General features: G+C 74.2%; 26 protein-coding genes. 21 read left to right on the forward strand and 5 right to left on the reverse strand.

Features of this window, described 5'->3' with window-relative positions; all coding sequences use genetic code 11:
* Positions 1-119 precede the first annotated feature (119 nt).
* From typA to PHY01_RS14910, 10 genes are all read left to right on the forward strand, one after another.
* Positions 120-2,045 carry a translational GTPase TypA gene (typA, locus tag PHY01_RS14865; protein WP_370467415.1) on the forward strand — a complete coding sequence of 642 codons (1,926 nt, stop codon included), beginning with the start codon at positions 120-122 and terminating at the stop codon, positions 2,043-2,045.
* A 26-nt stretch (positions 2,046-2,071) separates the two neighbouring features.
* Positions 2,072-3,847 carry an ABC transporter substrate-binding protein gene (locus tag PHY01_RS14870; protein ID WP_141279252.1) on the forward strand — a complete coding sequence of 592 codons (1,776 nt, stop codon included), beginning with the start codon at positions 2,072-2,074 and terminating at the stop codon, positions 3,845-3,847.
* A gap of 261 nt (positions 3,848-4,108) precedes the next feature.
* Positions 4,109-5,695: a peptide ABC transporter substrate-binding protein gene (locus PHY01_RS14875; RefSeq protein ID WP_218030165.1), complete on the forward strand. Its 1,587-nt coding sequence runs from the start codon at positions 4,109-4,111 to the stop codon at positions 5,693-5,695.
* A gap of 118 nt (positions 5,696-5,813) precedes the next feature.
* Positions 5,814-6,737 (forward strand): ABC transporter permease, encoded by a 924-nt coding sequence (locus PHY01_RS14880; RefSeq protein WP_141279254.1) that lies wholly within the window; start codon positions 5,814-5,816, stop codon positions 6,735-6,737.
* Between the two features lie 37 nt (positions 6,738-6,774).
* Entirely contained in the window at positions 6,775-7,680 is a 906-nt protein-coding gene (locus tag PHY01_RS14885; RefSeq protein WP_246085911.1) for an ABC transporter permease, read from the forward strand.
* Position 7,681: 1 nt separating this feature from the next.
* Positions 7,682-8,707, forward strand: coding sequence for an ABC transporter ATP-binding protein (locus PHY01_RS14890; protein ID WP_141279256.1), 1,026 nt, complete (start codon positions 7,682-7,684; stop codon positions 8,705-8,707).
* Positions 8,700-9,797, forward strand: a complete 1,098-nt coding sequence (locus PHY01_RS14895) for an ABC transporter ATP-binding protein (protein WP_141279257.1) — start codon at positions 8,700-8,702, stop codon at positions 9,795-9,797. The genes PHY01_RS14890 and PHY01_RS14895 overlap by 8 nt, the downstream gene beginning before the upstream one ends.
* A gap of 21 nt (positions 9,798-9,818) precedes the next feature.
* Positions 9,819-10,655 (forward strand): N-acetyl-1-D-myo-inositol-2-amino-2-deoxy-alpha-D-glucopyranoside deacetylase, encoded by an 837-nt coding sequence (gene mshB, locus PHY01_RS14900; RefSeq protein WP_141279258.1) that lies wholly within the window; start codon positions 9,819-9,821, stop codon positions 10,653-10,655.
* Complete coding sequence (locus PHY01_RS14905) at positions 10,652-11,065, forward strand: hypothetical protein (protein ID WP_141279259.1); 414 nt, start codon at positions 10,652-10,654, stop codon at positions 11,063-11,065. The genes mshB and PHY01_RS14905 overlap by 4 nt, the downstream gene beginning before the upstream one ends.
* Positions 11,058-11,828 (forward strand): hypothetical protein, encoded by a 771-nt coding sequence (locus tag PHY01_RS14910; RefSeq protein WP_246085912.1) that lies wholly within the window; start codon positions 11,058-11,060, stop codon positions 11,826-11,828. Before PHY01_RS14905 ends, PHY01_RS14910 begins: the two co-directional genes overlap by 8 nt.
* A gap of 2 nt (positions 11,829-11,830) precedes the next feature.
* Here the strand turns inward: PHY01_RS14910 and PHY01_RS14915 are convergent, their stop codons facing one another.
* The gene (locus PHY01_RS14915) at positions 11,831-12,796 is read right to left on the reverse strand and encodes a GNAT family N-acetyltransferase (protein WP_246085913.1); all 966 of its coding nucleotides are present in this window, start codon (positions 12,794-12,796) and stop codon (positions 11,831-11,833) included.
* A gap of 106 nt (positions 12,797-12,902) precedes the next feature.
* Here PHY01_RS14915 and fdxA point away from each other — a divergent pair, with 106 nt between their 5' ends.
* From fdxA to PHY01_RS14930, 3 genes are read left to right on the forward strand one after another with little or no spacing between them, the layout of a single operon-like run.
* Positions 12,903-13,229, forward strand: coding sequence for a ferredoxin (gene fdxA / locus PHY01_RS14920; RefSeq protein WP_141279260.1), 327 nt, complete (start codon positions 12,903-12,905; stop codon positions 13,227-13,229).
* Positions 13,226-14,323 (forward strand): succinyldiaminopimelate transaminase, encoded by a 1,098-nt coding sequence (dapC, locus tag PHY01_RS14925; RefSeq protein ID WP_281283639.1) that lies wholly within the window; start codon positions 13,226-13,228, stop codon positions 14,321-14,323. The genes fdxA and dapC overlap by 4 nt, the downstream gene beginning before the upstream one ends.
* Positions 14,324-14,336: 13 nt before the next feature.
* Entirely contained in the window at positions 14,337-15,536 is a 1,200-nt protein-coding gene (locus tag PHY01_RS14930) for an MFS transporter (protein ID WP_141279261.1), read from the forward strand.
* Here PHY01_RS14930 and PHY01_RS14935 read toward each other — a convergent pair.
* Both PHY01_RS14935 and dapD read right to left on the reverse strand, forming a co-directional pair.
* Complete coding sequence (locus tag PHY01_RS14935) at positions 15,526-16,479, reverse strand: CHAD domain-containing protein (protein WP_141279262.1); 954 nt, start codon at positions 16,477-16,479, stop codon at positions 15,526-15,528. The two genes, PHY01_RS14930 and PHY01_RS14935, sit on opposite strands and share 11 nt — an antisense overlap.
* Positions 16,480-16,525: 46 nt before the next feature.
* On the reverse strand, positions 16,526-17,476 hold the full coding sequence (gene dapD, locus PHY01_RS14940) for a 2,3,4,5-tetrahydropyridine-2,6-dicarboxylate N-succinyltransferase (protein WP_141279263.1): 951 nt from the start codon (positions 17,474-17,476) through the stop codon (positions 16,526-16,528).
* 210 nt (positions 17,477-17,686) lie between these two features.
* Between dapD and dapE the strand changes: the two genes are divergently transcribed.
* The 8 genes from dapE to PHY01_RS14980 are packed head-to-tail and all read left to right on the forward strand — an operon-like array spanning position 17,687 to position 23,373.
* Positions 17,687-18,748 carry a succinyl-diaminopimelate desuccinylase gene (gene dapE, locus PHY01_RS14945; protein ID WP_141279264.1) on the forward strand — a complete coding sequence of 354 codons (1,062 nt, stop codon included), beginning with the start codon at positions 17,687-17,689 and terminating at the stop codon, positions 18,746-18,748.
* Positions 18,749-18,770: 22 nt separating this feature from the next.
* On the forward strand, positions 18,771-19,535 hold the full coding sequence (locus PHY01_RS14950; protein WP_141279265.1) for an LOG family protein: 765 nt from the start codon (positions 18,771-18,773) through the stop codon (positions 19,533-19,535).
* Positions 19,535-20,083 carry an LOG family protein gene (locus PHY01_RS14955; protein ID WP_141279266.1) on the forward strand — a complete coding sequence of 183 codons (549 nt, stop codon included), beginning with the start codon at positions 19,535-19,537 and terminating at the stop codon, positions 20,081-20,083. Before PHY01_RS14950 ends, PHY01_RS14955 begins: the two co-directional genes overlap by 1 nt.
* 44 nt (positions 20,084-20,127) lie before the next feature.
* The gene (gene folP / locus PHY01_RS14960) at positions 20,128-20,940 is read left to right on the forward strand and encodes a dihydropteroate synthase (RefSeq protein ID WP_141279282.1); all 813 of its coding nucleotides are present in this window, start codon (positions 20,128-20,130) and stop codon (positions 20,938-20,940) included.
* Positions 20,941-20,983: 43 nt separating this feature from the next.
* On the forward strand, positions 20,984-21,958 hold the full coding sequence (locus PHY01_RS14965; protein ID WP_141279267.1) for a glucosyl-3-phosphoglycerate synthase: 975 nt from the start codon (positions 20,984-20,986) through the stop codon (positions 21,956-21,958).
* A complete protein-coding gene (locus PHY01_RS14970) occupies positions 21,943-22,305 on the forward strand; it encodes a DivIVA domain-containing protein (RefSeq protein WP_141279268.1) in 363 nt (120 codons plus the stop codon). Before PHY01_RS14965 ends, PHY01_RS14970 begins: the two co-directional genes overlap by 16 nt.
* Positions 22,302-22,805 (forward strand): SRPBCC family protein, encoded by a 504-nt coding sequence (locus tag PHY01_RS14975; RefSeq protein ID WP_141279269.1) that lies wholly within the window; start codon positions 22,302-22,304, stop codon positions 22,803-22,805. The genes PHY01_RS14970 and PHY01_RS14975 overlap by 4 nt, the downstream gene beginning before the upstream one ends.
* Positions 22,798-23,373 (forward strand): DNA-3-methyladenine glycosylase I, encoded by a 576-nt coding sequence (locus tag PHY01_RS14980; protein WP_141279270.1) that lies wholly within the window; start codon positions 22,798-22,800, stop codon positions 23,371-23,373. Before PHY01_RS14975 ends, PHY01_RS14980 begins: the two co-directional genes overlap by 8 nt.
* Here PHY01_RS14980 and PHY01_RS14985 read toward each other — a convergent pair.
* On the reverse strand, positions 23,336-24,124 hold the full coding sequence (locus tag PHY01_RS14985) for a class I SAM-dependent methyltransferase (RefSeq protein ID WP_141279271.1): 789 nt from the start codon (positions 24,122-24,124) through the stop codon (positions 23,336-23,338). The genes PHY01_RS14980 and PHY01_RS14985 overlap by 38 nt on opposite strands.
* Positions 24,121-24,509, reverse strand: a 389-nt coding sequence (locus PHY01_RS26495) for a DUF6545 domain-containing protein (RefSeq protein WP_373865360.1), incomplete at its 5' end; no start/stop codon positions are given. The genes PHY01_RS26495 and PHY01_RS14985, both read right to left, overlap by 4 nt.

Here is a 24,509-nt window from a genome sequence, read left to right on the forward strand (position 1 = left end):
GGTCGGAGCAGCGCGTGGGCCACGACCGGCGGCACTTCTCCCGCACCGCGCCCGTGATGAGGCGAGCCTGGGCTCACACCTGGACGGGGGCCGGGGTCCGGACGGGCTACCGTAAACAGGTGAGCACAGCAACCACCACCTTCGCGGCCCCCGCAGACTCCGGCGTGACCCGCGGACAGGGCGGGCTGCGCAACGTCGCCATCGTCGCCCACGTCGACCACGGCAAGACCACCCTCGTCGACGCCATGCTGCGCGCGTCGGGTGCGTTCGGCGAGCGGGTCGCCGTCGTCGACCGGGTCATGGACTCCGGCGACCTCGAGCGCGAGAAGGGCATCACGATCCTCGCCAAGCACACGGCGATCGACTGGCACGGGATGACGCTCAACGTCGTCGACACCCCCGGTCACGCCGACTTCGGCGGCGAGGTCGAGCGCGGCCTGTCCATGGTCGACGGCGTGGTGCTGCTGGTCGACGCGAGCGAGGGCCCGCTGCCGCAGACGCGCTTCGTGCTCCGCAAGACGCTGATCGCCGGCCTGCCGGTGGTGCTGGTCGTCAACAAGACCGACCGCCCCGACGCCCGCTGCGAGGAGGTCGTCGACGAGAGCCTGGAGCTGCTCCTGGAGCTGGCCGACGAGCTCGAGCTCGACGAGACCATGACCTCCCGGCTGCTCGACCTGCCCGTCGTCTACGCCAGCGGTCGCGCCGGCCGCGCCTCGCGCAACCGCCCCGCCGACGGCGAGCTGCCCGACGAGCCGGGGCTGGAGAGCCTGTTCGACGTCATCTCCGAGACCGTCCCGCCGCCCGCCGACGACGCCGACGCGCCGCTGCAGGCCCACGTCACCAACCTCGACGCGTCGAGCTTCCTGGGCCGCATCGCGCTGTGCCGGGTCCGCGCGGGCGTCATCCGCCGCGGCCAGCAGGTCGCGTGGATGCAGGACGGCGGCAAGGTCAACCGGGTCAAGATCACCGAGCTGCTGCGCACCGAGGCGCTCACCCGCGTGCCCACCGACGCCGCCTACGCGGGCGACCTCGTCGCCGTCGCGGGCATCCCGGACGTCACGATCGGCGACACCCTCGCCGACCCGGAGAACCCGGTCGCGCTGCCGCGCATCCACGTCGACGAGCCCGCCATCTCGGTGACGATCGGCATCAACACCAGCCCGCTCGTCGGCCGCGACCCGCGCCCGGGCACGAAGCTCACCGCGCGCCAGGTCAAGGGCCGGCTCGACTCCGAGCTGATCGGCAACGTGAGCCTGCGCGTGCTGCCCACCGAGCGTCCCGACGCGTGGGAGGTCCAGGGCCGCGGCGAGCTGGCGCTGGCCATCCTCGTCGAGACGATGCGCCGCGAGGGCTTCGAGATGACCGTCGGCAAGCCCGAGGTCGTCACCCAGATGATCGACGGCAAGCTGCACGAGCCGTTCGAGCAGCTCTCCGCCGACGTCCCCACCGAGCACCTGGGCGCGGTCACCCAGCTGCTGGCGGGCCGCAAGGGCGAGATGAGCCAGATGGTGCACGGCGAGAGCCGCGTGCGGCTGGACTACCGCGTGCCCTCGCGCGGCCTGATCGGCTTCCGCACCGAGTTCCTGACGATCACGCGCGGCGCGGGCATCGTCAGCCACGTCTTCGACGGCTACGGCCCGTGGGTCGGCGAGATCAACAACCGCCTGCGCGGCTCGCTGATCGCCGACCGCACCGGCCCCGTCACCGGCTACGCGGTGGAGCAGCTGGCCGACCGCGGCGTGCTGTTCATCGGCCCCGGCACGCAGGTGTACGCGGGCATGGTCATCGGCGAGTACACCCGCGCCGAGGACCTCGAGGTCAACATCGTCCGCGAGAAGAAGCTGACGAACATGCGCAAGTCGACGAGCGACGAGCTGGTCAAGCTCACCCCGCCGACCGTGCTGAACCTGGAGCAGAGCCTCGAGTTCTGCGCCAACGACGAGTGCGTGGAGGTCACGCCGGAGTCGGTGCGCATCCGCAAGGTCGAGCTCGACTCGCACCTGCGCGGGCGCCAGCGCTCGCGGGCCAAGGCGGCGGCCGGCTGATCGGCGCGTCACTCGTCGGTGGCAAGATGATCCGGGTGACGCGCGCGCTGGTACTGGCCCTGCTGGCGGTCCTGCTGGCCGCCTGCACCCAGGTGCCGCTGGCCCAGCCGCCCCCGCCGGAGCCCGGACCCACCGCGCAGCCGGAGCCCACCGAGCTGGTGGTGGCCGTCGAGGACCTGGGGGCGGGCTACAACCCGCACCTGCTGGCGCACTCCTCGCCGCTCACCACGGCGGTCGCCGCGCTCGTGCTGCCCTCGGTGTTCCGCCCCGGTGCCGACGGCACACCGCAGCTCGACCGCACGATCGCCACCAGCGCGGAGGTCGTGTCCACCGAGCCGTTCACGGTGAGCTACGAGCTCAACCTGGAGGCGTCCTGGTCGACGAACACCCCGATCGCGGCCGAGGACTTCGTCTACCTGTGGGAGCAGATGCGCGCCGACGCCGGTGCCGTCGACGCCGCGGGCTACCGGATGATCACCGACGTGCGGTCGCGCGCGGGCGGCAAGGCCGTCGACGTCGTGTTCGCCGACCCGTACCCGGCGTGGCGGAGCCTGTTCTCCGACCTGCTGCCCGCGCACCTGCTCAAGGACGCCCCCGGCTCCTGGACCGGCGCGACGACCGGCGGCCTGCCCGCCTCGGGCGGCCCGTTCCGCATCGCCACGGTCGACCCGGGCCGCGGCGAGGTCGTGCTCGCCCGCAACGACACCTACTGGGACACCCCGGCCGTCCTGGACACCCTGGTCCTGCGCCGCCTCGACGACGCCGCGATGGCCACCGGCCTGGCCGCGGGCGACGTCGACGTGGCGCTGGCCGAGGCCGACCCGGCCGTCCGCACCGCGCTGGGCGGGCTCGCCCCCGTCCCGCGCACGCAGCTCGCGCCGCTGCCGACGGTCACCCAGCTCGGCCTGCGCGCCGACGACGGCCCGCTGGCCGACGCGCGCGCCCGCCGGGGCGTCGCCGCGCTGCTCGACCGCGAGGCGATCCGCACCGCCGTGGCCCCCGAGTCGCTGCCTGCCGACGCGTTCGGCCCGGCCCCCTCCGAGCCCGGCTACGCCCCCACGGCGCCCGCCGGTGCCCCGGCCCGCCCCGACCCGATCGCGGCCGAGCAGCTGCTGGGGGCCGCGGGGTGGACCCGCGACCCGGGCGGGGGCTGGCGGGCCGACGGGCGGCCGGTGTCGCTGGTGGTCGGCTGGGCCGCCGAGCGCGCGGAGGACGGGCGGGTGGCCCGGCTGGTCGCCGCCCAGTTGGCGGCGGCCGGGATCGACGCCACGGCCGTCGAGTCGCCCGCGGCCGACCTGCTGGTGCGGGGCACCGTGCCCGCCGACGAGGTGCCCTCCACACCGGCGACGGCACCCACCGCGACGGCCACCCCGTCGCCGACGGGCGCCACCGGCGCCCCGGCCACCTCGGCGCCGCAGCCCGCGGGGGCGGTGGCGGCCGACGTCGTCGTCGGGCCGCGCACCGTGGGCGGCGACCCGGGCACGGAGCTGGCCTCCGACTACGGCTGTGCGCTGCCCACCGACGTGGTACCCGAACCGCCGGCGACGCCCACCGGGTTCTGTTTCCCGGCCCTGCAGCTGCTGCTGGAGTCGCTCGCGGCCGGCAGCGGGGCGGACGACCCGGCCCGCTTCGCCGCGGCGGAGAGCGTGCTCTGGACGCAGCTGCCCGCGCTCCCGCTGTTCCAGCCGGTGAGCCTGGTGGTGAGCAGCGCCGCCGCCGACGCCGCGACGGGCATCGCGCCGGGACCGTTGACCGAGGGTCCGCTCGCCGGGGCCGCGCAATGGCGCGAACCCGGCCGGTGACGCTCCGGTGCCACGCTTAGTTACCGACAGGTAGGGAGTTGTCGGCGCAGGGTTCACCTCCGGTCACCCTTTGGTCACGATGCCGGGGCCGCGGGTGACGAGTCCGGAACCGCTCCCTACCGTCCCGGGAGGTTCGTCGAGCCGCCCCGACACCGATGGCGCGCGGCTCGCGCGAGGAAGGCCGCCCGACCGGGCGGCCAGTACAGAGAGGCCAGGAAAAGTATGAGGAGATCGAGGGTTGCTTCGGTCGTCGCGCTCGGCGTGGCATCCGCGCTGGTGCTCGCGGCCTGTGGCGGGGGTGGTGGCTCGTCCGAGGGCGGAGGGGCGGGGGCTCCCGGAGGTGGCACCTTCTCCCTGAACATCAACAGCGACCCGGAGAACCCGCTGGTTCCTGGCAACACCACGGAGAGCGAGGGCAGCCAGGTCATCCGCGCGCTGTTCACGCCGCTGGTGACCTACAACAACGAGACGGTCGAGATCGAGTACGGCGGCGTGGCCGAGTCCATCGAGACCGAGGACAACGTCACCTTCACGGTCACGCTCAAGGACGGCTGGACGTTCCACGACGGTTCGCCGATCACGTCGAGCTCGTTCGTCGACGCCTGGAACTACACGGCGAACGTCGAGAACGCCCAGGGCGGGGCCTACTTCTTCAGCAAGGTCGTCGGCTACGACGGCGAGAACCCGAAGCCGGCCATGGAGGGCCTGCAGGTCGTCGACGACCGCACCTTCACCGTCCAGCTGTCGGCGCCGTTCTCCCAGTTCCCGCTCATGACCGGCTACAACCCCTTCTCCCCGCTGCCGGAGGCGTTCTTCGCCGACCCGGACGCGTTCGGCCGCAAGCCGATCGGCAACGGTCCGTTCAAGGCCGACACCGAGTACGTCCCGGGGCAGGGCATCACGCTGTCGCGCTTCGAGGAGTACGCCGGTGACGACAAGGCCCAGGCCGGCGGCATCGACGTCCGGCTGATCTCCGACGTCAACACCGCCTACAACGAGCTCATCGGCGGCAACCTCGACGTGTTCCGTTACCAGGTCCCGCCGGAGCTGGCGACCATCGCGCCCGACGAGCTGGGCGACCGGTTCTTCGAGCGGGAGGCCTCGTCGTTCACCTTCATGGGCTTCCCGCTGTACGACCCGCGGTTCCAGGACCCGCGCGTCCGGCAGGCCTTCTCCATGGCCGTCGACCGCCCCGCGATCACCGAGGCGATCTTCTCCGGCACCCGGACCCCGGCCTACGACATCATCCCGCCGACGATCGACGGGCACCGTCCCGACGCCTGCCAGTTCTGCCAGTACGACCCGGCGCGGGCGCAGCAGCTGCTGGCCGAGTCCGGCTTCGACACCTCGCAGCCGGTGGAGCTGTGGTTCAACTCCGGCGCCGGTCACGACGCCTGGGTGCAGGCGGTGGGCAACCAGCTCCAGCAGAACCTCGGCATCACCTACTCGCTGCGCGGTGACCTGGACTTCGCCCAGTACCTGCCGCTGGCCGAGGAGCAGGGCATGACCGGCCCGTTCCGCCTCGGCTGGGGGATGGACTACCCGAGCCCGGAGAACTTCCTCGGGCCGCTGTTCACCAGCGCCGGTCTGCCGCCGGCCGGGTCTAACTACCCGTTCTACTCGAACCCCGAGGTCGAGCGACTCGTCGCGGAGGCCAACGCCGCGCCGACCAACGAGGAGGCCGTCGCCCTGTACCAGCAGGCCGGCGACATCGTGCTGACCGAGCTGCCGGTCATGCCGATCTTCTTCTCGGTCTCGCAGGGCGGGCACTCGGAGAACGTCGACAACGTGCAGTTCAGCCCGTTCGCCACCGACATCGTGCTCACCGATGTGACGGTGAACGGCTAAGCTCCCGCCGGCACAGGGGCGCGGTCCGGTCGACTCCGGACCGCGCCCCCTGCCACGTCGAGCGACCGTTCCACTCCGACCGACCCGTCCCCGGGCCGGCGAAAGGCGAGGTCCACTCGTGTCCCGCTACATCGCGCGCCGACTGCTGCTGGCGATCCCGGTGCTGATCGGCGCATCGTTCTTCATCTTCTTCCTGGTCTACGCACTGCCCGGTGATCCCGTCCGGGCGTTGGCCGGCGACCGCCCGCTCGCTCCCGGCGTCATCGCGGAGCTGCGCGAGCGCTACAACCTCGACGACCCCGTCTTCGTGCAGTACCTCAAGTACGTCGGCGGGCTGCTGCAGGGCGACCTGGGCATCGACTTCAGCGGCCGCCCGGTCTCCGAGACGATCGCCCAGCGCATCCCGGTCACCGCGCAGCTGGCCCTCACCGCCCTCGTCATCGAGGCCGTGATCGGTCTGATCGCCGGGATCGTCGCCGGCATCCGCCGCGGCAGCTACCTGGACAACCTGGTGCTGGTCAGCACGACGTTCCTGGTGTCGATCCCGGTGTTCGTGCTCGGGTTCACGCTGCAGTACTTCCTGGGCGTGCAGATCCCGCTCTTCCCGATCAGCGGGACCAACGAGGGGCTCTACAGCTACCTCCTGCCGGGCTTCGTGCTCGCCACCGCCTCGATGGCCTACGTCGCCCGCCTGCTCCGCACGAGCCTCGCGGAGAACCTGCGCAACGACTACGTCCGCACGGCCCGGGCCAAGGGCCTGCCCGAGCGGATGGTGATCGGCAAGCACACCCTGCGCAACAGCCTGATCGCCGTCGTCACCTTCATCGGCGCCGACTTCGGCACCCTGATGGGTGGGGCGATCGTCACCGAGGGCGTGTTCAACCTGCCGGGCGTCGGCCGCGCGGTCTTCGACGCCGTCCGCTCGCAGGAGGGCACCGTGGTCGTCGGCATCACCACGTTCCTGATCTTCGTCTACATCTTCTTCAACCTCGTGGCGGACGTCCTGTACGCCGCCCTCGACCCGCGGATCCGGTATGAGTAGCCCCCGAACGGACCCGAAGGCAGACGGCGGTCCGCTGGTGTCGGACGCCTCGATCGGCTCGGAGGCGTCGATGGCCCCCGCGGCCGCGGTGAACGTCGCGCAGGCGGGCCTGTGGGGTGACGTGGGGCGCCAGCTCCGCCGTTCCCCGCAGTTCCTGATCGGCACGGCCGTCATCGCGGTGCTGGCGCTGATGGCACTGGTGCCGCAGCTGTTCACCCGCATCGACCCGCGGCAGTGCGATCTCGCGCGCAGCCGTCGCCCCCCGAGCGCCGAGGCCTGGTTCGGCTACGACGTCCAGGGCTGCGACTACTACGCCAACGTCATCTACGGCGCGCGGTCCTCGATCAGCGTCGGGCTGATCGTCGTCGGGGGAGCGCTGGTCATCGCGCTGGTCCTGGGGGCGATCGCCGGGTTCTGGCCGGGCTGGCGCGACAACGTCATCGCCCGCGTCGCCGACGTCTTCTACGGGATGCCGTTCATCCTCGGCGCGATCATCATCCTCTACCAGTTCGACGAGCGCGGGGTGCTGCAGGTCGCGCTGGCGCTGCTGCTGCTCACCTGGATGACGCCGATGCGGCTGGTCCGCGCGAGCGTCGTGGCCATCCGCGACTCCGACTACGTGCAGGCCGCCCGGGCGCTCGGCGCCACCGACCTGCGGATCATCACCCGGCACATCCTGCCCAACGCGCTCGCGCCGGTGCTCGTCTACGCCACGATCACCATCGGGGTCGTCATCTCGGCGGAGGCCACGCTGTCGTTCCTGGGGGTCGGGCTGCGGCTCCCGGCGATCTCGTGGGGCCTGATGATCGGCGAGGCGCAGAACTACGTGCGGACCTCCCTGCACCTGCTGCTGTTCCCCGGCGCCTTCCTCGTCGTCACCGTGCTGTCCTTCATCAGCGTCGGTGACGCGCTGCGCGACGCCCTCGACCCGAAGATGCGGTGACGTGAACCTTCCGCTGACCGAGCCGGGCGCCGCCGACGGCGCGCCCGGCGACCACCTGCTGGAGGTCGACGGCCTGTCCGTCGAGTTCCGCACCGACCACGGCACCGTCCGGGCCGTCCGTGACGTGAGCTGGCACCTGGACAAGGGCGAGACGCTCGCCATCCTCGGGGAGTCCGGGTCCGGCAAGAGCGTGAGCGCCCAGGCGATCATGGGGATCCTGGACAGCCCGCCCGCACGGATCACCTCGGGGGAGATCCGCTTCAACGGCACCGACCTGCTCACCCTGCCCGCCGAGGAGCAGCGCGCCATGCGCGGCGAGCAGGTCTCGATGGTGTTCCAGGACGCGCTCTCGGCGTTGAACCCCGTGTTCACCGTCGGCTCGCAGATCGCCGAGATGTTCCGCGTGCACCGCGGCACGTCGAAGAAGGAGGCGATGGACAAGGCCGCGGAGCTGATGGACCGGGTACGGATCCCGGGCGCGCGCAACCGCGTCAAGGACCACCCGCACCAGTTCTCCGGGGGCATGCGCCAGCGCGTCATGATCGCGATGGCGCTGGCGCTGGACCCGGCGGTGATCATCGCCGACGAGCCGACCACCGCGCTCGACGTCACCGTGCAGGCGCAGATCATCGACCTGCTGCTGGACCTGCAGCGGGAGAACGGGATGGGCATCGTGCTCATCACCCACGACCTCGGGGTGGTCGCGGAGACCGCCGACCGGGTCGGGGTGATGTACGCGGGGCGGATCGTGGAGACCGGCTCCATCGAGGAGGTCTTCTCCCGCCCGGCCCACCCGTACACCGCCGGGCTGATGAACAGCATCCCGCGCGTCGACCAGATCGGGAGCAGGCTCTCCCCGATCGTCGGCTCGCCACCCAGCCTGGCCGCGATCCCCGTGGGCTGTGCCTTCCACCCGCGCTGCCCCCGGGCGGTCGACCTGTGCCGGTCCGAGGACCCGCGGCTGGTCGAGGTCGGCCCCGGGCGCCGCAGTGCCTGCCACTTCGCGAAGGACGTGCTCGATGCCTGAGTCGGAAGGTCTCACGAAGGCCGTGCCCGTCGACCGCAGCGGCGAGCCGCTGCTGCGGGTGTCGGGCCTGGTCAAGCACTTCCCGATCCGGTCGGGGATCGTGCGGCGCCGGGTCGTCGGGCAGGTGCGCGCCGTCGACGGTGTCGACCTGGAGCTCTACCCGCGCGAGACGGTCGGGCTGGTCGGCGAGTCCGGCTGCGGCAAGTCGACGGTGACCAAGGTGCTCATGGCGCTGGAGAAGCCGACGGCCGGGCAGGTCAGCTACAAGGGCCGCGACGTCTTCGCCATGGACGCGAAGGAGCTGCGCACGCTGCGGCGCCAGATCCAGATCATCTTCCAGGACCCCTACACCTCGCTGAACCCGCGCATGACCGTCGGCGACATCGTGGGGGAGCCCTACGAGATCCACCCCGAGGTGGAGCCGAAGGCGGGCCGCCGCCAGGCGGTGCGCGACCTGCTCGACCGGGTCGGGCTCAACCCCGACTTCGTCAACCGCTACCCGCACCAGTTCTCCGGCGGCCAGCGCCAGCGCATCGGTATCGCCCGGGCGCTCGCGCTCAAGCCGGAGATCATCGTGTGCGACGAGCCGGTCTCGGCGCTCGACGTGTCGGTACAGGCCCAGGTGATCAACCTGCTGGAGGACCTGCAGAACGAGTTCGGGCTGTCCTACCTGTTCATCGCCCACGACCTGTCGGTGGTGCGCCACATCAGCGACCGGGTCAACGTGATGTACCTGGGCCGGATCATCGAGAGCGGCGGCAACTCCGACGTCTACGAGCGGCCGGCGCACCCGTACACCCAGGCGCTGCTGTCCTCGGTGCCCTCGCACGACCTGGCGCTGCGGGGGAAGAAGAAGCGGATCGTGCTGCAGGGCGACCTGCCCTCGCCGGTCGACCCGCCGTCGGGCTGCCACTTCCGCACCCGGTGCTGGAAGGCCCAGGACGTCTGCGCCGAGGACTACCCGGAGCTGATCGACCGCGGCCAGGGCCACCGGGCGGCCTGCCACTTCGCCGACGCCGTCGACGTCATCCACGGGGAGCTGCCGCCGGCGCCCGGCGGTGCGGGTGGTCCCCGGCCGGGCGAGTACTGAACCGCGTCTAGGGTGGCGTGCATGGGTCGCCGGATCGTGCTCGTGCACGCCCACCCCGACGACGAGACGCTCACGACCGGCGGCACCGTCGCGGCCCTCTGCGCGGCTCCCGACACCGCCGTCACGCTGGTGACGTGCACGCTCGGCGAGCAGGGCGAGGTGATCCCGGAGGCGCTGCGGGGCCTCGCCGCCGACGGGGCCGACCAGCTCGGCGGCTACCGCATCGGCGAGCTCGCCGCGGCGTGCGCCGCGCTGGGCCTCACCGACCACCGGTTTCTCGGCGGGGCCGGTCGCTGGCGCGACTCGGGCATGGCCCTGGCCGGTCACGGGGTGCGCGCCGCCACCCCCGAGCACCTGCACCCGCGCGCGTTCGCCGCGCCCGGGGCCCTCGACGACCAGGTCGACGCCCTCGTCGAGGTGCTCGCGGAGGTCGAGCCGCACGTCGTCGTCACCTACGGGGCCGACGGCGGCTACGGCCACCCCGACCACGTGCGCGCCCACGACGTCACGGTGGCCGCGGTGGCCCGGGTGCCCGCCCGGCTGTTCCACACCGTCGTCGCCCGCTCCTCCCTCGACGCCGGGCTGGCGGAGCTCGCCGGCACCCCCGGGGTGCCGTTCCGGATCCCCGCGCCCGACGAGCTGCCGAGCGTCCCCGACGCCGAGGTGACCACCCGGGTGGACGTGTCGGGGGTGCGGGAGGCGAGGATCGCCGCGATGCGGGCGCACGCCACGCAGATCTCGGTGTGGCAGGCAGGGGACGTGGTGGCGTACGCGATGAGCAACGGGGTGGCCCAGCCGCTGCTGGACGTCGAGGAGTTCACCGGCCCGCCCGGCGGCCTGTTCGGGGACGTGTCGTGACCGCGCCCCAGGAGGTGGTCCCCCGCGTGATCGAGCCACGGCCCGACCCGCGCCTGACCGGCGTCGCCGGGCTGGTGCTGCTGACCGTCGACGGGGCCCTGCTCGGCGCGTTCGGCGTCGTGTTCGCCCAGATCCACACCGCGGGCGTCCCGGTGCCGATGGGGGTGGTCCTGTCGATGCTGATCCTGCCGTGGCTGGTGCTGCGCGCGGGCGAGCTCGACGACCGGCCCGGGGTCGCCGCGGCGCCGCTGGCGGCCTGGTTCGCGGTGGTGGCGGTGCTGGCCGTCGGGGGCCCGGGCGGCGACGTGCTGGTGCCCGTCAACTGGCAGTCGGGCGCGCTGGTGTTCGGCGGGCTGGGCGCCGGGCTGTGGGCGCTGCGCCGGGTACTGGAACGGGGGACCGGTGGCTGAACGCGAATCCGGGGGCCCGATCCCCGACAGTGCCGTGGTGGCGGTGCTGCGGCCGTTCGTCCGGGCCACCCGGCCGGTGCTGGCCGGGCTGCGTGAGACCGACCCGTTCGGCCTGCGGGCGCGGGTCGCGGCCGAGGCCGGGCCCGACGACGACCGCGGCCTGCGCGACCGCGTGCTCGACTTCCTCGCCACCGTCGAGGTCCCGGGCACCGCGGCGTGGGCGTCGATGCCGCCCGCTCAACGCTCGCGCTGGTGGGTGCGCCGGGTCGGGCGGTTCACGACGCTGGCCGCGGCCGTGCCCGGCATCGGCGGCGCGCTCGCCAACCGGCTCCCGATCTCCTCGGCGCTCGGTGCGGCCGGCCAGGGGCTGGTGCTGGTCGCCATCGCGGGCGAGCACGGCGTCACCGACGAGGACGAGGTCATCGGGATGCTGGGCGCGGTGCTGCTCCGCCGCGAGCTCGTCGTCGAGCGCCCGGACGCCGAGGCCGACGCGGCGGCCGACGCCCGGGCCGCCGAGCTGACCGGCGACCTCGCGGGCCCCGAGGACCGCCCGACGCTGCAGCGCGTCGGCTCGGCGGTGTGGCGGCTGGGCCGGGCCCTGTTCGCCGTCGAGGACGAGCTCGACAAGCACCCGCACGGCAACTGGTTCCACTCCGCGCTGGGCAACCTGCCGGTGGTCGGGGCCGTCGGGAAGTACCTGGGGGAGTGGTCGGGGCTCAAGCGCGCGGCCCGCGAGGCGGAGCTGCGGTTGAAGGTCGCCTGAGTTCAGGCGGGCGGCACCAGGTGGCGGTAGCGGTGGTGCTCGGTCCATCCGGTGCCCGCGTAGAGCGCGCGGGCGCCGGTGTTGTGCAGGGCCACCTGCAGCACCCCGAACCGGGCGCCCCGGGTCCGGGCCCAGCCCGCGGCGGCGGCCATCAGCGCCGTGCCCAGCCCCCGGCGCCGCGCCGCGGGCACCACCTCCAGCCAGGACAGGTGCAGGTGGTCCTGCACCACCGTGGCCCGCAGCTGCCCGACCGCCGAACCCGCCGCGTCGCGGGCGAGCACGAACGCGGTGGAGCCGTCGGCGGGGTCGAGGACGTGGCGCTGGGCCGCGGTCGGGACGCCCCCGCGCAGGCCCATGGCCCACCAGTCGTCGTCGGGGCGGTCGGGGGTCGTGATCGTCCACCCCCCGTCGGGCGGCCCGTCGACCCGGCGCAGCTCGGTGACGAGGACCGCCACCTCCGCGCCCGCCGCGTGGCCGGCGTCGAGCACCCAGCCCTCGCGGGCCACCGCGGTGTCCCACGGCGACCCCACCGGCACCGTCACCCGCGGCGGGATCCCGTGCGCCGCGCAGAAGGCGCGCACCGCGTCGAGCGCGGCGGGCAGCGGGAGGCCGGGGTCACCCGGGGCCAGCGCCCCGTTCGCCCGCGCGGTGTACCCGCCCGCGGCCCGCAGCCGCCACGCGCCGAGCCGTTCGTCGGCCAGGGCGGGCCAGGCGTCGGCGCACAGCTCCTCCAGCCGGGCCACGGCGCCCCACGACGCCCGGCGCGGCGGGGCGGGCGGCACGGCGCGCACGGCGACGACCGCGGAGCGGGAGATGCGCACGGCGCCGCGCCGCGTCGCGACCGTGACGTCGTCGGCACCGACCGTCAGCTCGCCGACGGCGTCGCTGTGCAGGGGGCGGCCGTCGCGGTCGCCGACGCGGTGGCGCAGCGACACCCGGAGTCCGGCGAGCGAGTCGAGGTGATCCACCCGGCCATCCTCCGACGACGCGCATCACACCGCCCCGGCTGGGTGGCGGGCGCCCTGTCGGGACATACTGTGGACGCCCCACCCTGCCCGACCGGAGGACCCACCCGTGACCTACGTGATCGCCGAGCCCTGCGTCGACCTCCTCGACAAGGCGTGTATCGAGGAGTGTCCGGTGGACTGCATCTACGAGGGCGGGCGGATGATGTACATCCACCCCGACGAGTGCGTCGACTGCGGTGCCTGCGAGCCGGTCTGCCCGGTCGAGGCGATCTACTACGAGGACGACGTCCCCGACCAGTGGACCGCCTACACCAAGGCCAACGTCGACTTCTTCGACGAGCTGGGCAGCCCCGGCGGCGCGTCGAAGGTCGGCAAGATCGAGATGGACGTCGAGCCGGCGAAGAGCCTGCCGCCGCAAGAGCACGACGAGTGATCGGGCAGCTCCCCGACTTCCCCTGGGACTCCCTCGCCGAGGACAAGGCGCTCGCCTCGGCCCACCCGGACGGCATCGTCGACCTCTCGGTCGGCACGCCGGTCGACCCGATCGCCCCCGTCGTGCGGGCCGCGCTGTCCGGCCCGGCCGCCGACGACCCCGGCTACCCGACGACGCACGGCCCCGAGTCGCTGCGCGCCGCCGTCGCGGGCTCGCTGCGACGGCGTTTCGGCGTCACGGTCGACCCGGTCGCCGTGCTGCCCACGATCGGCTCCAAGGAGCTGGTCGCGTGGCTGCCCACGCTGCTCGGCGTCGGCGCGGGCGACACGGTCGTCATCCCGGAGCTGGCCTACCCGACCTACGAGGTCGGCGTGCGGATCGCCGGCGCCACCCCCGTGCGGTCCGACGGGCTCACCGCGCTCGGCCCGGCCCGCGTGCGGCTGGTGTGGGTGAACTCGCCGTCCAACCCGACCGGCCGGGTCCTGCCGCCCGAGCACCTGCGCAAGGTCGTGGCCTGGGCGCGGGAGCGCGGCGCGGTCGTGGCGTCCGACGAGTGCTACCTGTCCCTGTCCGGGGACGACGGGGCGCCGAGCGCCGCGTCGGTCCTGCACCCCGACGTGTGCGGCGGCTCCCACGAGGGCCTGCTCGCGGTGCACTCGATGTCGAAGTCCTCCGGGCTCGCCGGGTACCGCGCGGGGTTCGTCACCGGCGACCCGGGCCTGGTCGCGGGCCTGCTGGAGGTGCGCAAGCACGCCGGGATGATCGTCCCGCGGCCGGTGCAGGCCGCGATGGAGGCCGCGGCCTCCGACGACGCCCACGTCGCCGCGCAGGCCGCGGTCTACGCCGCCCGGCGCGCCCGGCTGCGCGTGGCCCTGGAGAAGGCGGGCCTGCGCGTCGACCACTCCGGCGCCGGGCTCTACCTGTGGGCCACCGCGGGCCAGCCCTCCCGGACCACGGTGCGGGAGTTCGCGGGCCACGGCGTGCTGGTGGCGCCGGGGGAGTTCTACGGACCGGCGGGGGTGCAGCACGTGCGCGTGGCACTCACCGCGACCGACGAGCGCATCGACGCCGCGGCGTCCCGGCTCGCCCCGTGAGTGCCGTCCTCCCGTGAGTACCGTCGACCGGCCCGCGGCGGTGCGGCCGTGGGTGGTCCTGCTCGGCCTGCTCGCGCTGGCCGCGAACCTGCGTGCGTCGCTGGCCGGCTACCCGCCCCTGCTGGAGACGGTGCGCGCCGAGCTCGGCACGTCCGCGGGCGTCGCCGGGCTGGTGCAGGCCGGGGCCGTGCTCATGATGGCCGTCGGGTCCTTCGCCGGGCCCGCGGCGGGTGCGCGGTTCGGGCGCGAGCGGGCGCTCGGCGGGGCGGTCGGGCTGGTCGCGGTGGGCGGGCTGCTGCGCGGCGTCCCGCAGCTGTGGGCGCTGATCGGCGGCAGCCTGGTCATCGGGGCCGGGATCGGGCTGGCGGGGGTGCTGCTGTCCGGGGTCGTCAAGGAGCACCTGGCGGCCCGGGCGGGCGTCGCGACCGGCGGGTACGTCGTGTCGATGATGATCGGCGCCACGGTGGCCAGCGCGGTCGCGGTGCCGCTGTCGGTGGCGCTGGGCGGCTGGTCGTTCTCGCTGGCGGTGTGGGCGGTCCCGGCGGTGCTCGCCGTCGCGGTGTGGACGCCGATCGCGCGGCGCGTCCCGGTGCCGCCCCGCACCGGCGACCGCACGCTGCTGCCGTGGCGCGACCCGTTCACCCGGCTGACGGCCTGCTACCAGGCCGGCACCTCGGTGATGTTCTACGGCTGGCTGACCTGGCTCGCGCCGTACTACGAGGGCCAGGGTTGGAGCCCCGCGCAGGCCGGGCTGCTGCTCGCCGTGTGGAGCGTGACGCAGATCCCGGCCGCGCTGCTGGCCCCGGCGCTGGCCGAGCGGCGCCGGCGCTGGCGGTTCTGGGCGCTGCTCACGCTGGCCTGCGGCCTGGTGGGCACCGTCGGCGCCGCGGTGCTGCCGATGCCGCCGGTGCTCGGGCCGTGGACCTGGGTCGTGCTGATGGGCATCGGGGTGGGCGCCGGGTTCCCGCTCGGGCTCACCGTGATCGCCTGGCGCACCCCCGACGGCGCGGCGAGTGCCGCCACCAGCGGGTTCGCCCTCGGTGTGGGCTACACCGCGGCCGGGCTCGCGCCGGTGCTGATGGGCGTGCTCATCGACGTGACAGGCGGCTACGCGGCCGCGATCGCCGTGCTGCTCGCGGCGGGCGCCCTCCAGGGGTTCGCGATCGCGCGGATCGGCGACCGCCCGGTCGCCGGCCGGGCGGTCACAGGCTGACCGCGGCCACCCGCTCCCACGCCGCCCTCCACTGCGCCCGCTTCTCCTCGGCCCGGGTGCGCTCGCGCTCCACCAGCCGGCCCGCCACGAACACCACCCAGGCGTCCATCTCGTCGCCCAGCCCGTCGAGCAGCTCGCGGATGCGGGTCTCGGCCACGCAGGCGTCCTGGTGGTCGCCCAGCACCTCCTGCAGGGCCTCGGTGGCCCGGAGCAGCTCCTTGATCGCCTTGCCGGTGCGGGTGCCGCGGAACGCGGGCGCCACCAGCTCGCCGGTGTAGCGCACACGCTTGCCGTGGATGCGCAGGGCGTGCAGCACCTCGTCGGGCGGGTCGTCCCCGGCCCGGCGCACGGCCTTGGCCATCTTCGCGGCCTCGGTGCGGATGAGGTCGATCAGCTCCGGCTGCACCTGCGTGGCCGACGGCGTGGGCAGCGGCAGCCGGATCGCGTCGGCGATGCGCTCCACCAGCGCGAGGTAGCGGGGGGCGTCGAGCGCGGCGAGCATCTGGGTGCGGGCGGCGGCGTGCTCGCGCTCCAGCGCCTCGACCAGCACCTGCCCGGCCTCCTGCTCGGCGGCCGGCAGCGTGGACACCTCCCCGCGCAGGCGCAGCAGCATGACGTCGAGGTCGCGCACCGGGCCCAGCGCGCCGCCCAGCCAGCCGAGCTCGGCCCGCAGGCCGTCGCCCCAGGCCCGGTCGAGCAGCGGGCGGGCCGCCTTGAGCGCAGCCCGCATCCGGCGCACCGACACCCGCATCTGGTGCAGGTCCTCGATGTCCTCGCCGGTGCGCGTGCCCGGATCGTGCTCGAGCAGGGCGCGCAGGCGCAGGTCCAGCGCCGCGCGGACGTGGTGCGGCGGGGCGTCCGACGGGGCCGCGGTCAGCGGGGCGGGCAGGTCGAACGTCTCGACCGACACCGGTCGGGAACGGCGGGGGGCAGCGGTGGGCACGACGGCGAAGCGTAGTCAGCCGCCCGGGACCGCCGGGCGTGCCTCCTCAGTTGGCGTGCAGCGCGGTGTTCAGGGCGATGCCCTCGCCGGTGCGGGGGAGCGCCTCGACCGCGCCGGACACCGAGTTGCGCCGCAGCAGCAGCCCGTCGCGGCCCGACAGCGTGCGCGCGGGCGTGACGGTGCCGTCGGGCAGGGTGACCTTGGTGCCCGCGGTGACGTAGAGCCCCGCCTCGACCACGCAGTCGTCGCCGAGGGAGATCCCGATGCCCGCGTTCGCACCGAGCAGGCAGCGCCGCCCGATCGCGATGGTCTCCTTCCCGCCGCCGGACAGCGTCCCCATGATCGACGCGCCGCCGCCGATGTCGGAGCCGTCGCCGACGACGACCCCGGCGGAGATCCGCCCCTCGACCATCGACGCGCCGAGCGTGCCGGCGTTGAAGTTGACGAAGCCCTCGTGCATCACGGTGGTGCCCTCGGCCAGGTGCGCGCCCAGGCGCACCCGGTCGGCGTCGGCGATCCGGACGCCCGACGGGACCACGTAGTCGACCATCCGCGGGAACTTGTCGACGCCGTGCACCAGCACCGGCCGCCGGGCGCGCATCCGCATCCGGGCGAGCTCGAAGCCGGGGACCGGGCACGGGCCGCGGTCGGTCCACACGACGTTGGCGAGCAGCCCGAACTGGCCGTCGAGGTTCACCTCGTGCGGGGCGACGAGCCGGTAGCTGAGCAGGTGCAGCCGCAGGTAGACGTCCGAGGCGTCGACGGGCGGATCGGACAGCGACTCGATCGCGGTGCGCACGACCACCGTGCGCACCCCGCGGGCCTCGTCGACGCCGGCCATCGGCTCGAGGTCGGCGGCGGTGTCGGGGGCGTCCGGGCCCAGCGCGGGAGCGGGGTACCAGGTGTCGAGCACCGCCCCGTCGCCCCCGTCGGCGTCCAGGGTGACGGTGGCCAGGCCGGTGCCGGAAGCGCCCTCGCGGCGCGGTGCGGTGCTCACCCCGAGGACGGTATCCGGTGCCCCGTCACCAGACCCCGGCCCCCGACCCCGCCCGCCACCCCTCCCGCCGTTGCAGTGGGGTGGCTTCACTCCAACCAGATTGCAGTGAAGCCACCCCACTGCAGCTCGTAGCGGGCCCGGAGAGGGGCCTACGCCTGGGCGTGCGGCGGGGCGGGGCGGCGGGCGCGCCGCCGGGTAGCGTCGGTCGACGTGACCCGCCTCGACCTCACCGCCGACCCGATCGACCTCTGCGCCGCGCTCGTCGACACCCCCAGCGTCTCCGGCGACGAGGCGGTGCTCGCCGGTGCGGTGGAGGCGGCCCTGCGCGAGCAGGCCCCGCACCTGGAGGTGTTGCGCACGGGTGACGCGGTGCTCGCCCGCACCCACCTCGGCCGGGGGAGCCGGGTGCTGCTCGCCGGGCACCTCGACACCGTCCCGATCGCCGACAACGTGCCGAGCCGACGTGACGGGCACCTGCTGCACGGCTGCGGCACCTCCGACATGAAGGCGGGCGACGCCGCCTTCCTGCACCTGGCGGCCACCCTCCCGGAGCCCCGGCACGACGTGACGTTCGTGTTCTACGACTGCGAGGAGGTGGAGGCCGAGCGCAACGGGCTGGGCCGTATCGAGCGCGGGCACCGCGACTGGCTGGTCGCCGACCTCGCGATCCTCGGCGAGCCCACGAACGTCGGCGTCGAGGCGGGCTGTCAGGGCACGCTGCGCGTCGAGATCACCACCACCGGGCGGCGCGCGCACTCGGCCCGCTCCTGGCTGGGGGACAACGCGATCCACAACGCGACCCCGGTGCTGCAGCGCCTGGCCGCCTACACCGCGCGCGACGTCGACATCGACGGCTGCGTCTACCGCGAGGGGCTGCAGGCCGTCCGGATCTCCGGCGGGGTGGCGGGCAACGTGGTGCCCGACGCGTGCGTGGTCACCGTCAACTTCCGGTTCGCCCCCGACCGCGACGCCGAGGCGGCGCAGAAGCACGTCCGCGAGGTGTTCGACGGGTTCGAGCTCGCCGTCACCGACCTGTCCGCGGGCGCGCTGCCGGGGCTCGGCGCCCCGGCGGCGCGCGAGTTCCTCGCCGCGACCGGGGAGCGGCCCAGCGCCAAGTACGGTTGGACCGACGTCTCGCGCTTCGCCGCACTGGGCATCCCGGCCCTCAACTACGGCCCCGGTGACCCGAACCTCGCCCACACCCGCGAGGAGCACGTCGACACCCGCCAGATCACCGAGGCCGTCGACGTACTCCGGCGCTTCCTGTCCTGAGCCCGTCACTACCCTGACGCCCATGACAGGCCGTGGGGACCAGCGCCCCGACGAGAAGCAGAAGGGCCCGATCGTGCTGCGCGGAGAGCGCCGCAACGAGTCGACCACCACCGACCAGCGGCTGCTCGACTCCCGCGGCCCGAGCGACTGGGTGCACACCGACCCGTGGCGGGTGCTGCGGATCCAGGCGGAGTTCGTCGAGGGCTTCGGGATGCTCGCCGAGCTCCCGCGGGCGGTCACCGTGTTCGGCTCGGCGCGCACCCCGCGCGACCACCTCGAGTACGCCCAGGGACGCGCGCTGGGCACCGCGCTCGCGGAGGCCGGCTACGCGGTGATCACCGGCGGCGGCCCGGGCGCCATGGAGGCGGCGAACAAGGGCTGCTCGGAGGCGGGCGGCCTCTCCGTCGGTCTGGGCATCGAGCTGCCGTTCGAGCAGGGGCTCAACGACTGGGTCGACCTCGGCATCAACTTCCGCTACTTCTTCGCCCGCAAGACGATGTTCGTCAAGTACTCGCAGGCGTTCGTGTGCCTGCCCGGCGGCTTCGGCACCCTCGACGAGCTGTTCGAGGCCCTCACGCTGGTGCAGACGAAGAAGGTCACCAAGTTCCCGGTCGTGCTGCTGGGCACCGACTACTGGGGCGGGCTCTACGACTGGATCGCCAAGACGGTGCTGGAGAACGGCAAGGTCGGGGAGAAGGACGTGAAGCTGCTGCACCTCACCGACGACGTCGACGACGCCGTGCGGGTGGTGCACGAGGCGTACAAGGCGTGGGAGGACGCGCACTAGTGAGGGTCTGCGTCTACTGCGCGTCGATCGAGACCATCCCCGCCCACTACCCGGCCCTGGCCGCCGACGTGGGGCGGGAGATCGCCGCCCGCGGCTGGGACCTGGTCTCCGGCGGGGGGCTGCGCTCGATGATGGGTGCGGTGGCCACGGCCGCGCGCGCGGGCGGGGCACGGACGACCGGGGTCATCCCGCGCTCGATGGTCGAGCGCGAGTGGGCCGACCACGACTCCGACGAGCTGCTGGTCACCGAGACCATGCGCGAGCGCAAGGCGCTGATGGAGGCCCACGCCGACGCGTTCCTCGCCCTGCCCGGCGGGCTGGGTACCTGCGAGGAGCTGTTCGAGGTGTGGACCTCGGGCTATCTGGGCCTGCACGACAAGCCGGTGGTGCTGCTCGACCCCGACGGGCACTGGACCGGCCTGCTCGACTGGGTCCGCGGCCTGGGCGAGCGCGGCTTCGTCACCCCCGACGCGCTGGCCCGCCTCGTGGTGACCACCGACGTCGCCGCCGCGCTGGACGCCTGTGGGCGTGCCACCATCGGGACGTGATCCGATTCGGTGCCCGCGTGCCCGCCCAGGACCGCGCGCTGGTGATGGCGATCGTCAACCGCACGCCCGACTCCTTCTACGACCGCGGTGCCACCTTCTCCGACGACGCTGCGATGGCGCGGGTCGACGCGGCGGTCGCCGAGGGCGCCGACATCGTCGACATCGGCGGGGTCAAGGCCGGGCCCGGTGACGAGGTGGACGCCGCGGAGGAGATCCGCCGTGTCGTCCCGTTCGTGGCGGCCGTGCGCGACCGCCACCCCGACGTGGTGATCAGCGTCGACACCTGGCGCGGCGAGGTCGGCAAGCTTGCCGTGGCCGAGGGCGCCGACCTGCTCAACGACACCTGGGCGGGTGCCGATCCCACGCTCGGTGAGGTCGCCGCCGGCACCGGGGCCGGGATCGTCTGCTCGCACACCGGGGGAGCGGTGCCGCGACGGCGCCCACACCGGGTGCGCTACGCCGACGTGGTGGCCGACGTGATCGCCGACGTCGTCGGGCAGGCCGAGGACCTCGTGGCGCGGGGGGTGCCCCGGGAGGGCATCCTCGTCGACCCCACCCACGACTTCGGCAAGAACACCTTCCACGGCCTGACGTTGCTGCGCCGCGTCGACGAGCTGGTGGCGACGGGCTGGCCGGTGTTGATGGCGCTGTCCAACAAGGACTTCGTCGGCGAGACCCTCGGGGTGGAGCTGGACGAGCGGTTGGAGGGCACCCTCGCCGCCACCACGCTCGCCGCCGCGGCCGGGTGCCGAGTCTTCCGCGCCCACGAGGTCGCCGCGACCCGCCGTACCGTGGACATGGTCGCCGCGATCGCGGGTACCCGGGCCCCGGTGCGCACCGTCCGCGCACTGGCCTGACCCGCGAGTCCCCCGATTCCCGCCCGCGAGTCCCTGGAGCACCGTGCAGCCCACCGCCGAGGCCTGGTTCGCCCGCCGCACCTGGCAGGAGCCCGCGTGGACGGTCGACGAGCTGGTGGCCGCCAAGGCGGGCCGGCGGGTCTCGGTCGTGCTGCCCGCGCTCGACGAGGAGGCCACCGTCGGTGCGATCGTCGCGGCGATCGTCCCGCTGACGGGCGGCCCGGCGCCGCTGGTCGACGAGCTGGTCGTCGTCGACTCCGGGTCGACCGACCGCACCGTGGAGCGCGCCGCCGCGGCCGGCGCCCGGGTCGTGCACCGCGCCGACGTGCTGCCGGAGCTGGAACCGTTGCCCGGCAAGGGGGAGGTGCTCTGGCGCTCGCTCGCCGCCACCGACGGTGACGTGGTCTGCTTCCTGGACTCCGACCTCGTCGACTTCGACCCGGGATTCGTGCCCGCCCTGCTCGGGCCGCTCCTCGTCGAACAGGGGGTGGCGCTGGTGAAGGGCTTCTACCGGCGCCCGCTGCGGATGGAGACCACGCAGAACGACACCGGAGGGGGCCGGGTCACCGAGCTGGTGGCGCGCCCGCTGCTGGCCGCGCTGCGCCCGGAGCTGTCCGGGATCGTGCAGCCCCTCGGCGGGGAGTACGCGGCCACCCGGGCGTTGCTGGAGTCCGTGCCGTTCGCGACGGGGTACGGCGTGGAGATCGGGCTGCTGCTCGACACGCACGCCCGGCTGGGCCTCGACGCGCTCGCGCAGGTCAACCTCGGCGTCCGCAAGCACCGCAACCGCTCGCTGCTGCAGCTCGGTGTCATGTCGCGGCAGATCGTGGCGGCGGCGCTGGCGCGCAGTGGTGTGATCGACGGCGGTGTGGTCGACGGCGGCGGGGACCTGACGCAGTTCGTCCAGATCGGCGGCGAGTGGCTGCCGTCCACGACCGCCGCACCCGTGGCGGAGCGGCCGCCGATGGCCGGGACGACGGGGTCGCGTGGTTCCATCACCGGGTGGGGACCGCGCTGATCTACCTGTTCGTCGTCGTGGCCGTCGCGGCGGCGTTCTTCGGGCTGGCCGCGCTCGTCTTCGGCCGCGGAGAGGAGCTGGCGCCGCTGGCGCCCGACGCCACGCCCACCCGCCTGCCCTCGGGGGAGATCGCCGGCGAGCACGTGCGCGAGCTGCGGTTCCCGCAGGCGGTGCGGGGCTACCGGATGGCCGAGGTCGACTGGGTGCTCGACCGCCTCGCCGACGAGCTCGACCGCGTCGGCGCCGAGCGCGACGGCCTGCTCGGGCGCATCGCCGAGCTGGAGTCCGCCCGGTCGCGGCCGGCGGCGAGCGCCGACGAGGCGGGGCTGGGAGGATCACCGGCATGACGAACAGGGTCGAGCTGACGGTTCCGGTCGACGTCAACGCGCCGGCCGAGGCGGTGTGGCGCACCGTCACGGACTGGCCGGGCCAGGGCGACTGGATGCTCGGCACGCGCGTCGAGGTCGTCGGCGAGGGTGACGGGCGGCATCTCGGAGCGGCGTTGCGGGCGGTCACCGGCATCGGTCCGCTCGGCGTCGTCGACACCATGGAGATCGTGGAGTGGGACCCGCCCAAGCGCTGCGTGGTGCGGCACACCGGCGCGGTCGTCAAGGGCGACGGCGTGTTCGAGGTCGTCGAGCTCGGTCCCGAGCGCGCCCGCTTCCTGTGGAGCGAGCTGCTCGACCTCCCGCTCGGCCCGCTGGGCCGGGCCGGCTGGCCGCTGGTCCGCCCGGCCTTCCGCGCGGGGGTCGAGGCGTCGCTGCGGAAGATGGCGCGCCAGTGTGAGAAGGAGTACCGGCGCGAGAAGGAGTACCGCCGCGACCAGGGGCGCCCGCGGGGTGTCTGAGCCGGTCCGCTGCGCGTGGGCGGGCTCCGCGCCCGAGTACACCGCCTACCACGACGACGAGTGGGGCCGGCCGCTGCGCGGCGACACCGCGCTGTTCGAGCGGCTGAGCCTGGAGGCCTTCCAGTCGGGGCTGTCGTGGATCGTGATCCTGCGCAAGCGCCCCGCGTTCCGGGCGGCGTTCGCCGGGTTCGTCGCCGAGGACGTCGCGCGCTTCGGTGAGACCGACGTCACCCGCCTGCTCGGCGACGCCGGCATCGTCCGCAACCGCGCCAAGATCGAGGCGACGATCGCCAACGCCCGCGCCGTGCTCGCCCTCGACACCGGGCTCGACGCGTTGCTGTGGTCCTTCGCCCCGGCGTCGCACACCCGCCCCGCCACGCTCGCCGACGTGCCCGCCACCAGCCCGGAGTCCGTCGCGATGGCCAGGGAGCTCAAGCGGCGCGGGTTCCGCTTCGTCGGGCCCACGACCTGCTACGCCCTGATGCAGGCCGTCGGGATGGTCGACGACCACGTCGCGGACTGCTGGCGGGCTACCCCGCCGGCCGTCGACCCCACGCGGCGAGCGTGAGCTGCGGGACGTCGACGAAGGCCGGGTCGGCGAGATCGGCCCGGAAGGCATCCAGATCGTGCCGGGTGACCGCCCCGCTGTCGATCATCCGCTGCGCGGCCGCGTCGAGCAGCGGACGCCAGCGGTCCGCCGCTCCGTTGCCCAGGCACCCGGGTCGCGCGGCGAACCCGACGTCGCGCAGCCCGGCGCGGGCCAGCAGGGACGGGACGCGGCGCGACCACGTGAGGTCGGCACCCGCGGCCGCGTGCACGGCCTCGTAGGCGGCCATCAGTCGGGCGACCGACGGGAACGGTGAGGTCCCCGGCGGCAGCTGGTAGGGATCGGTGATCACCAGAACGCCGCCGGGCCGCAGCCACGAGGCGGCCCGGGCGAGCACCGCGTCCCGGTCGGGGAGGTGACAGAGCACGAAGCGGGCGTGCACGAGATCGAACCGGCCGGGTCGGAAGGACCCGTCGGTGATGTCGGCCCGGTGGACCGTCAGCCGCGGTGCGCGTGCCGGGCCGAACAGCGCGGTGTCGGTGTCGACGGCCAGGACGCTGCCCGACGTGCAGCACTCCGCCAGCCAGCGGGCGATGGACCCGGCGCCCGCACCCAGCTCCAGGCACGTCCAGTCGGGTGCGAGGCCGAGCCCGACGAGGGTCTGCCGGGTGAAGCCGTCCACGCTGTCCTGGATGCCGCCCAGACGCTCGCGCTCGGCGGTCGGGTCGCCGCCGAGCAGGCCGGAGGCGTAGCTGCCCTCGGGCGGGGTCATCGGCGGATCCGGTCGGTAGGGCGCTCGCCCGCGACGACGGGTTGCCGGATCGACCGGGCGAACGCCGCGACGAAAGGCTGTCTGTAGGACCACGCCAGCTGCAGCTGGAAGGCGATCTCGCTCGCCCAGGCGTTCTCCGCCGGGGCCTCAGGTGCGACCGACCAACCGGAGGTGTTCGCCTGCCCGCGCGGCGCTTCCAGCGCGACGGCGAGCCAGCACGCGACCACGGCCGGTTCGATTGCGATCTCCGGGCCCTCGGCACGGACGTGCGACCGGGCGGCCTCGACGATCGGGCCGTCGACGCGGTGCTGCAGAACCAGCAGTGCGTCCCGAATCTCGATGACCCGACGATAGAGCCGCAGATCGGCCGACGTCCGCCCTAGGG

The sequence above is a fragment of the Pseudonocardia hydrocarbonoxydans genome (genome assembly GCF_006539565.1).
Taxonomy (GTDB): Bacteria; Actinomycetota; Actinomycetes; order Mycobacteriales; family Pseudonocardiaceae; genus Pseudonocardia; species Pseudonocardia hydrocarbonoxydans.

Coding starts and splice junctions, on each gene's coding strand:
- PHY01_RS14985 (WP_141279271.1), bottom strand. CDS start 24,124: ATGACCCCGCCCGAGGGCAGCTACGCCTCCGGCCTGCTCGGCGGCGAC.
- mshB (WP_141279258.1), top strand. CDS start 9,819: ATGGGTCGCCGGATCGTGCTCGTGCACGCCCACCCCGACGACGAGACG.
- folP (WP_141279282.1), top strand. CDS start 20,128: ATGGCGATCGTCAACCGCACGCCCGACTCCTTCTACGACCGCGGTGCC.
- PHY01_RS14895 (WP_141279257.1), top strand. CDS start 8,700: ATGCCTGAGTCGGAAGGTCTCACGAAGGCCGTGCCCGTCGACCGCAGC.
- PHY01_RS14870 (WP_141279252.1), top strand. CDS start 2,072: ATGATCCGGGTGACGCGCGCGCTGGTACTGGCCCTGCTGGCGGTCCTG.
- PHY01_RS14975 (WP_141279269.1), top strand. CDS start 22,302: ATGACGAACAGGGTCGAGCTGACGGTTCCGGTCGACGTCAACGCGCCG.
- PHY01_RS14950 (WP_141279265.1), top strand. CDS start 18,771: ATGACAGGCCGTGGGGACCAGCGCCCCGACGAGAAGCAGAAGGGCCCG.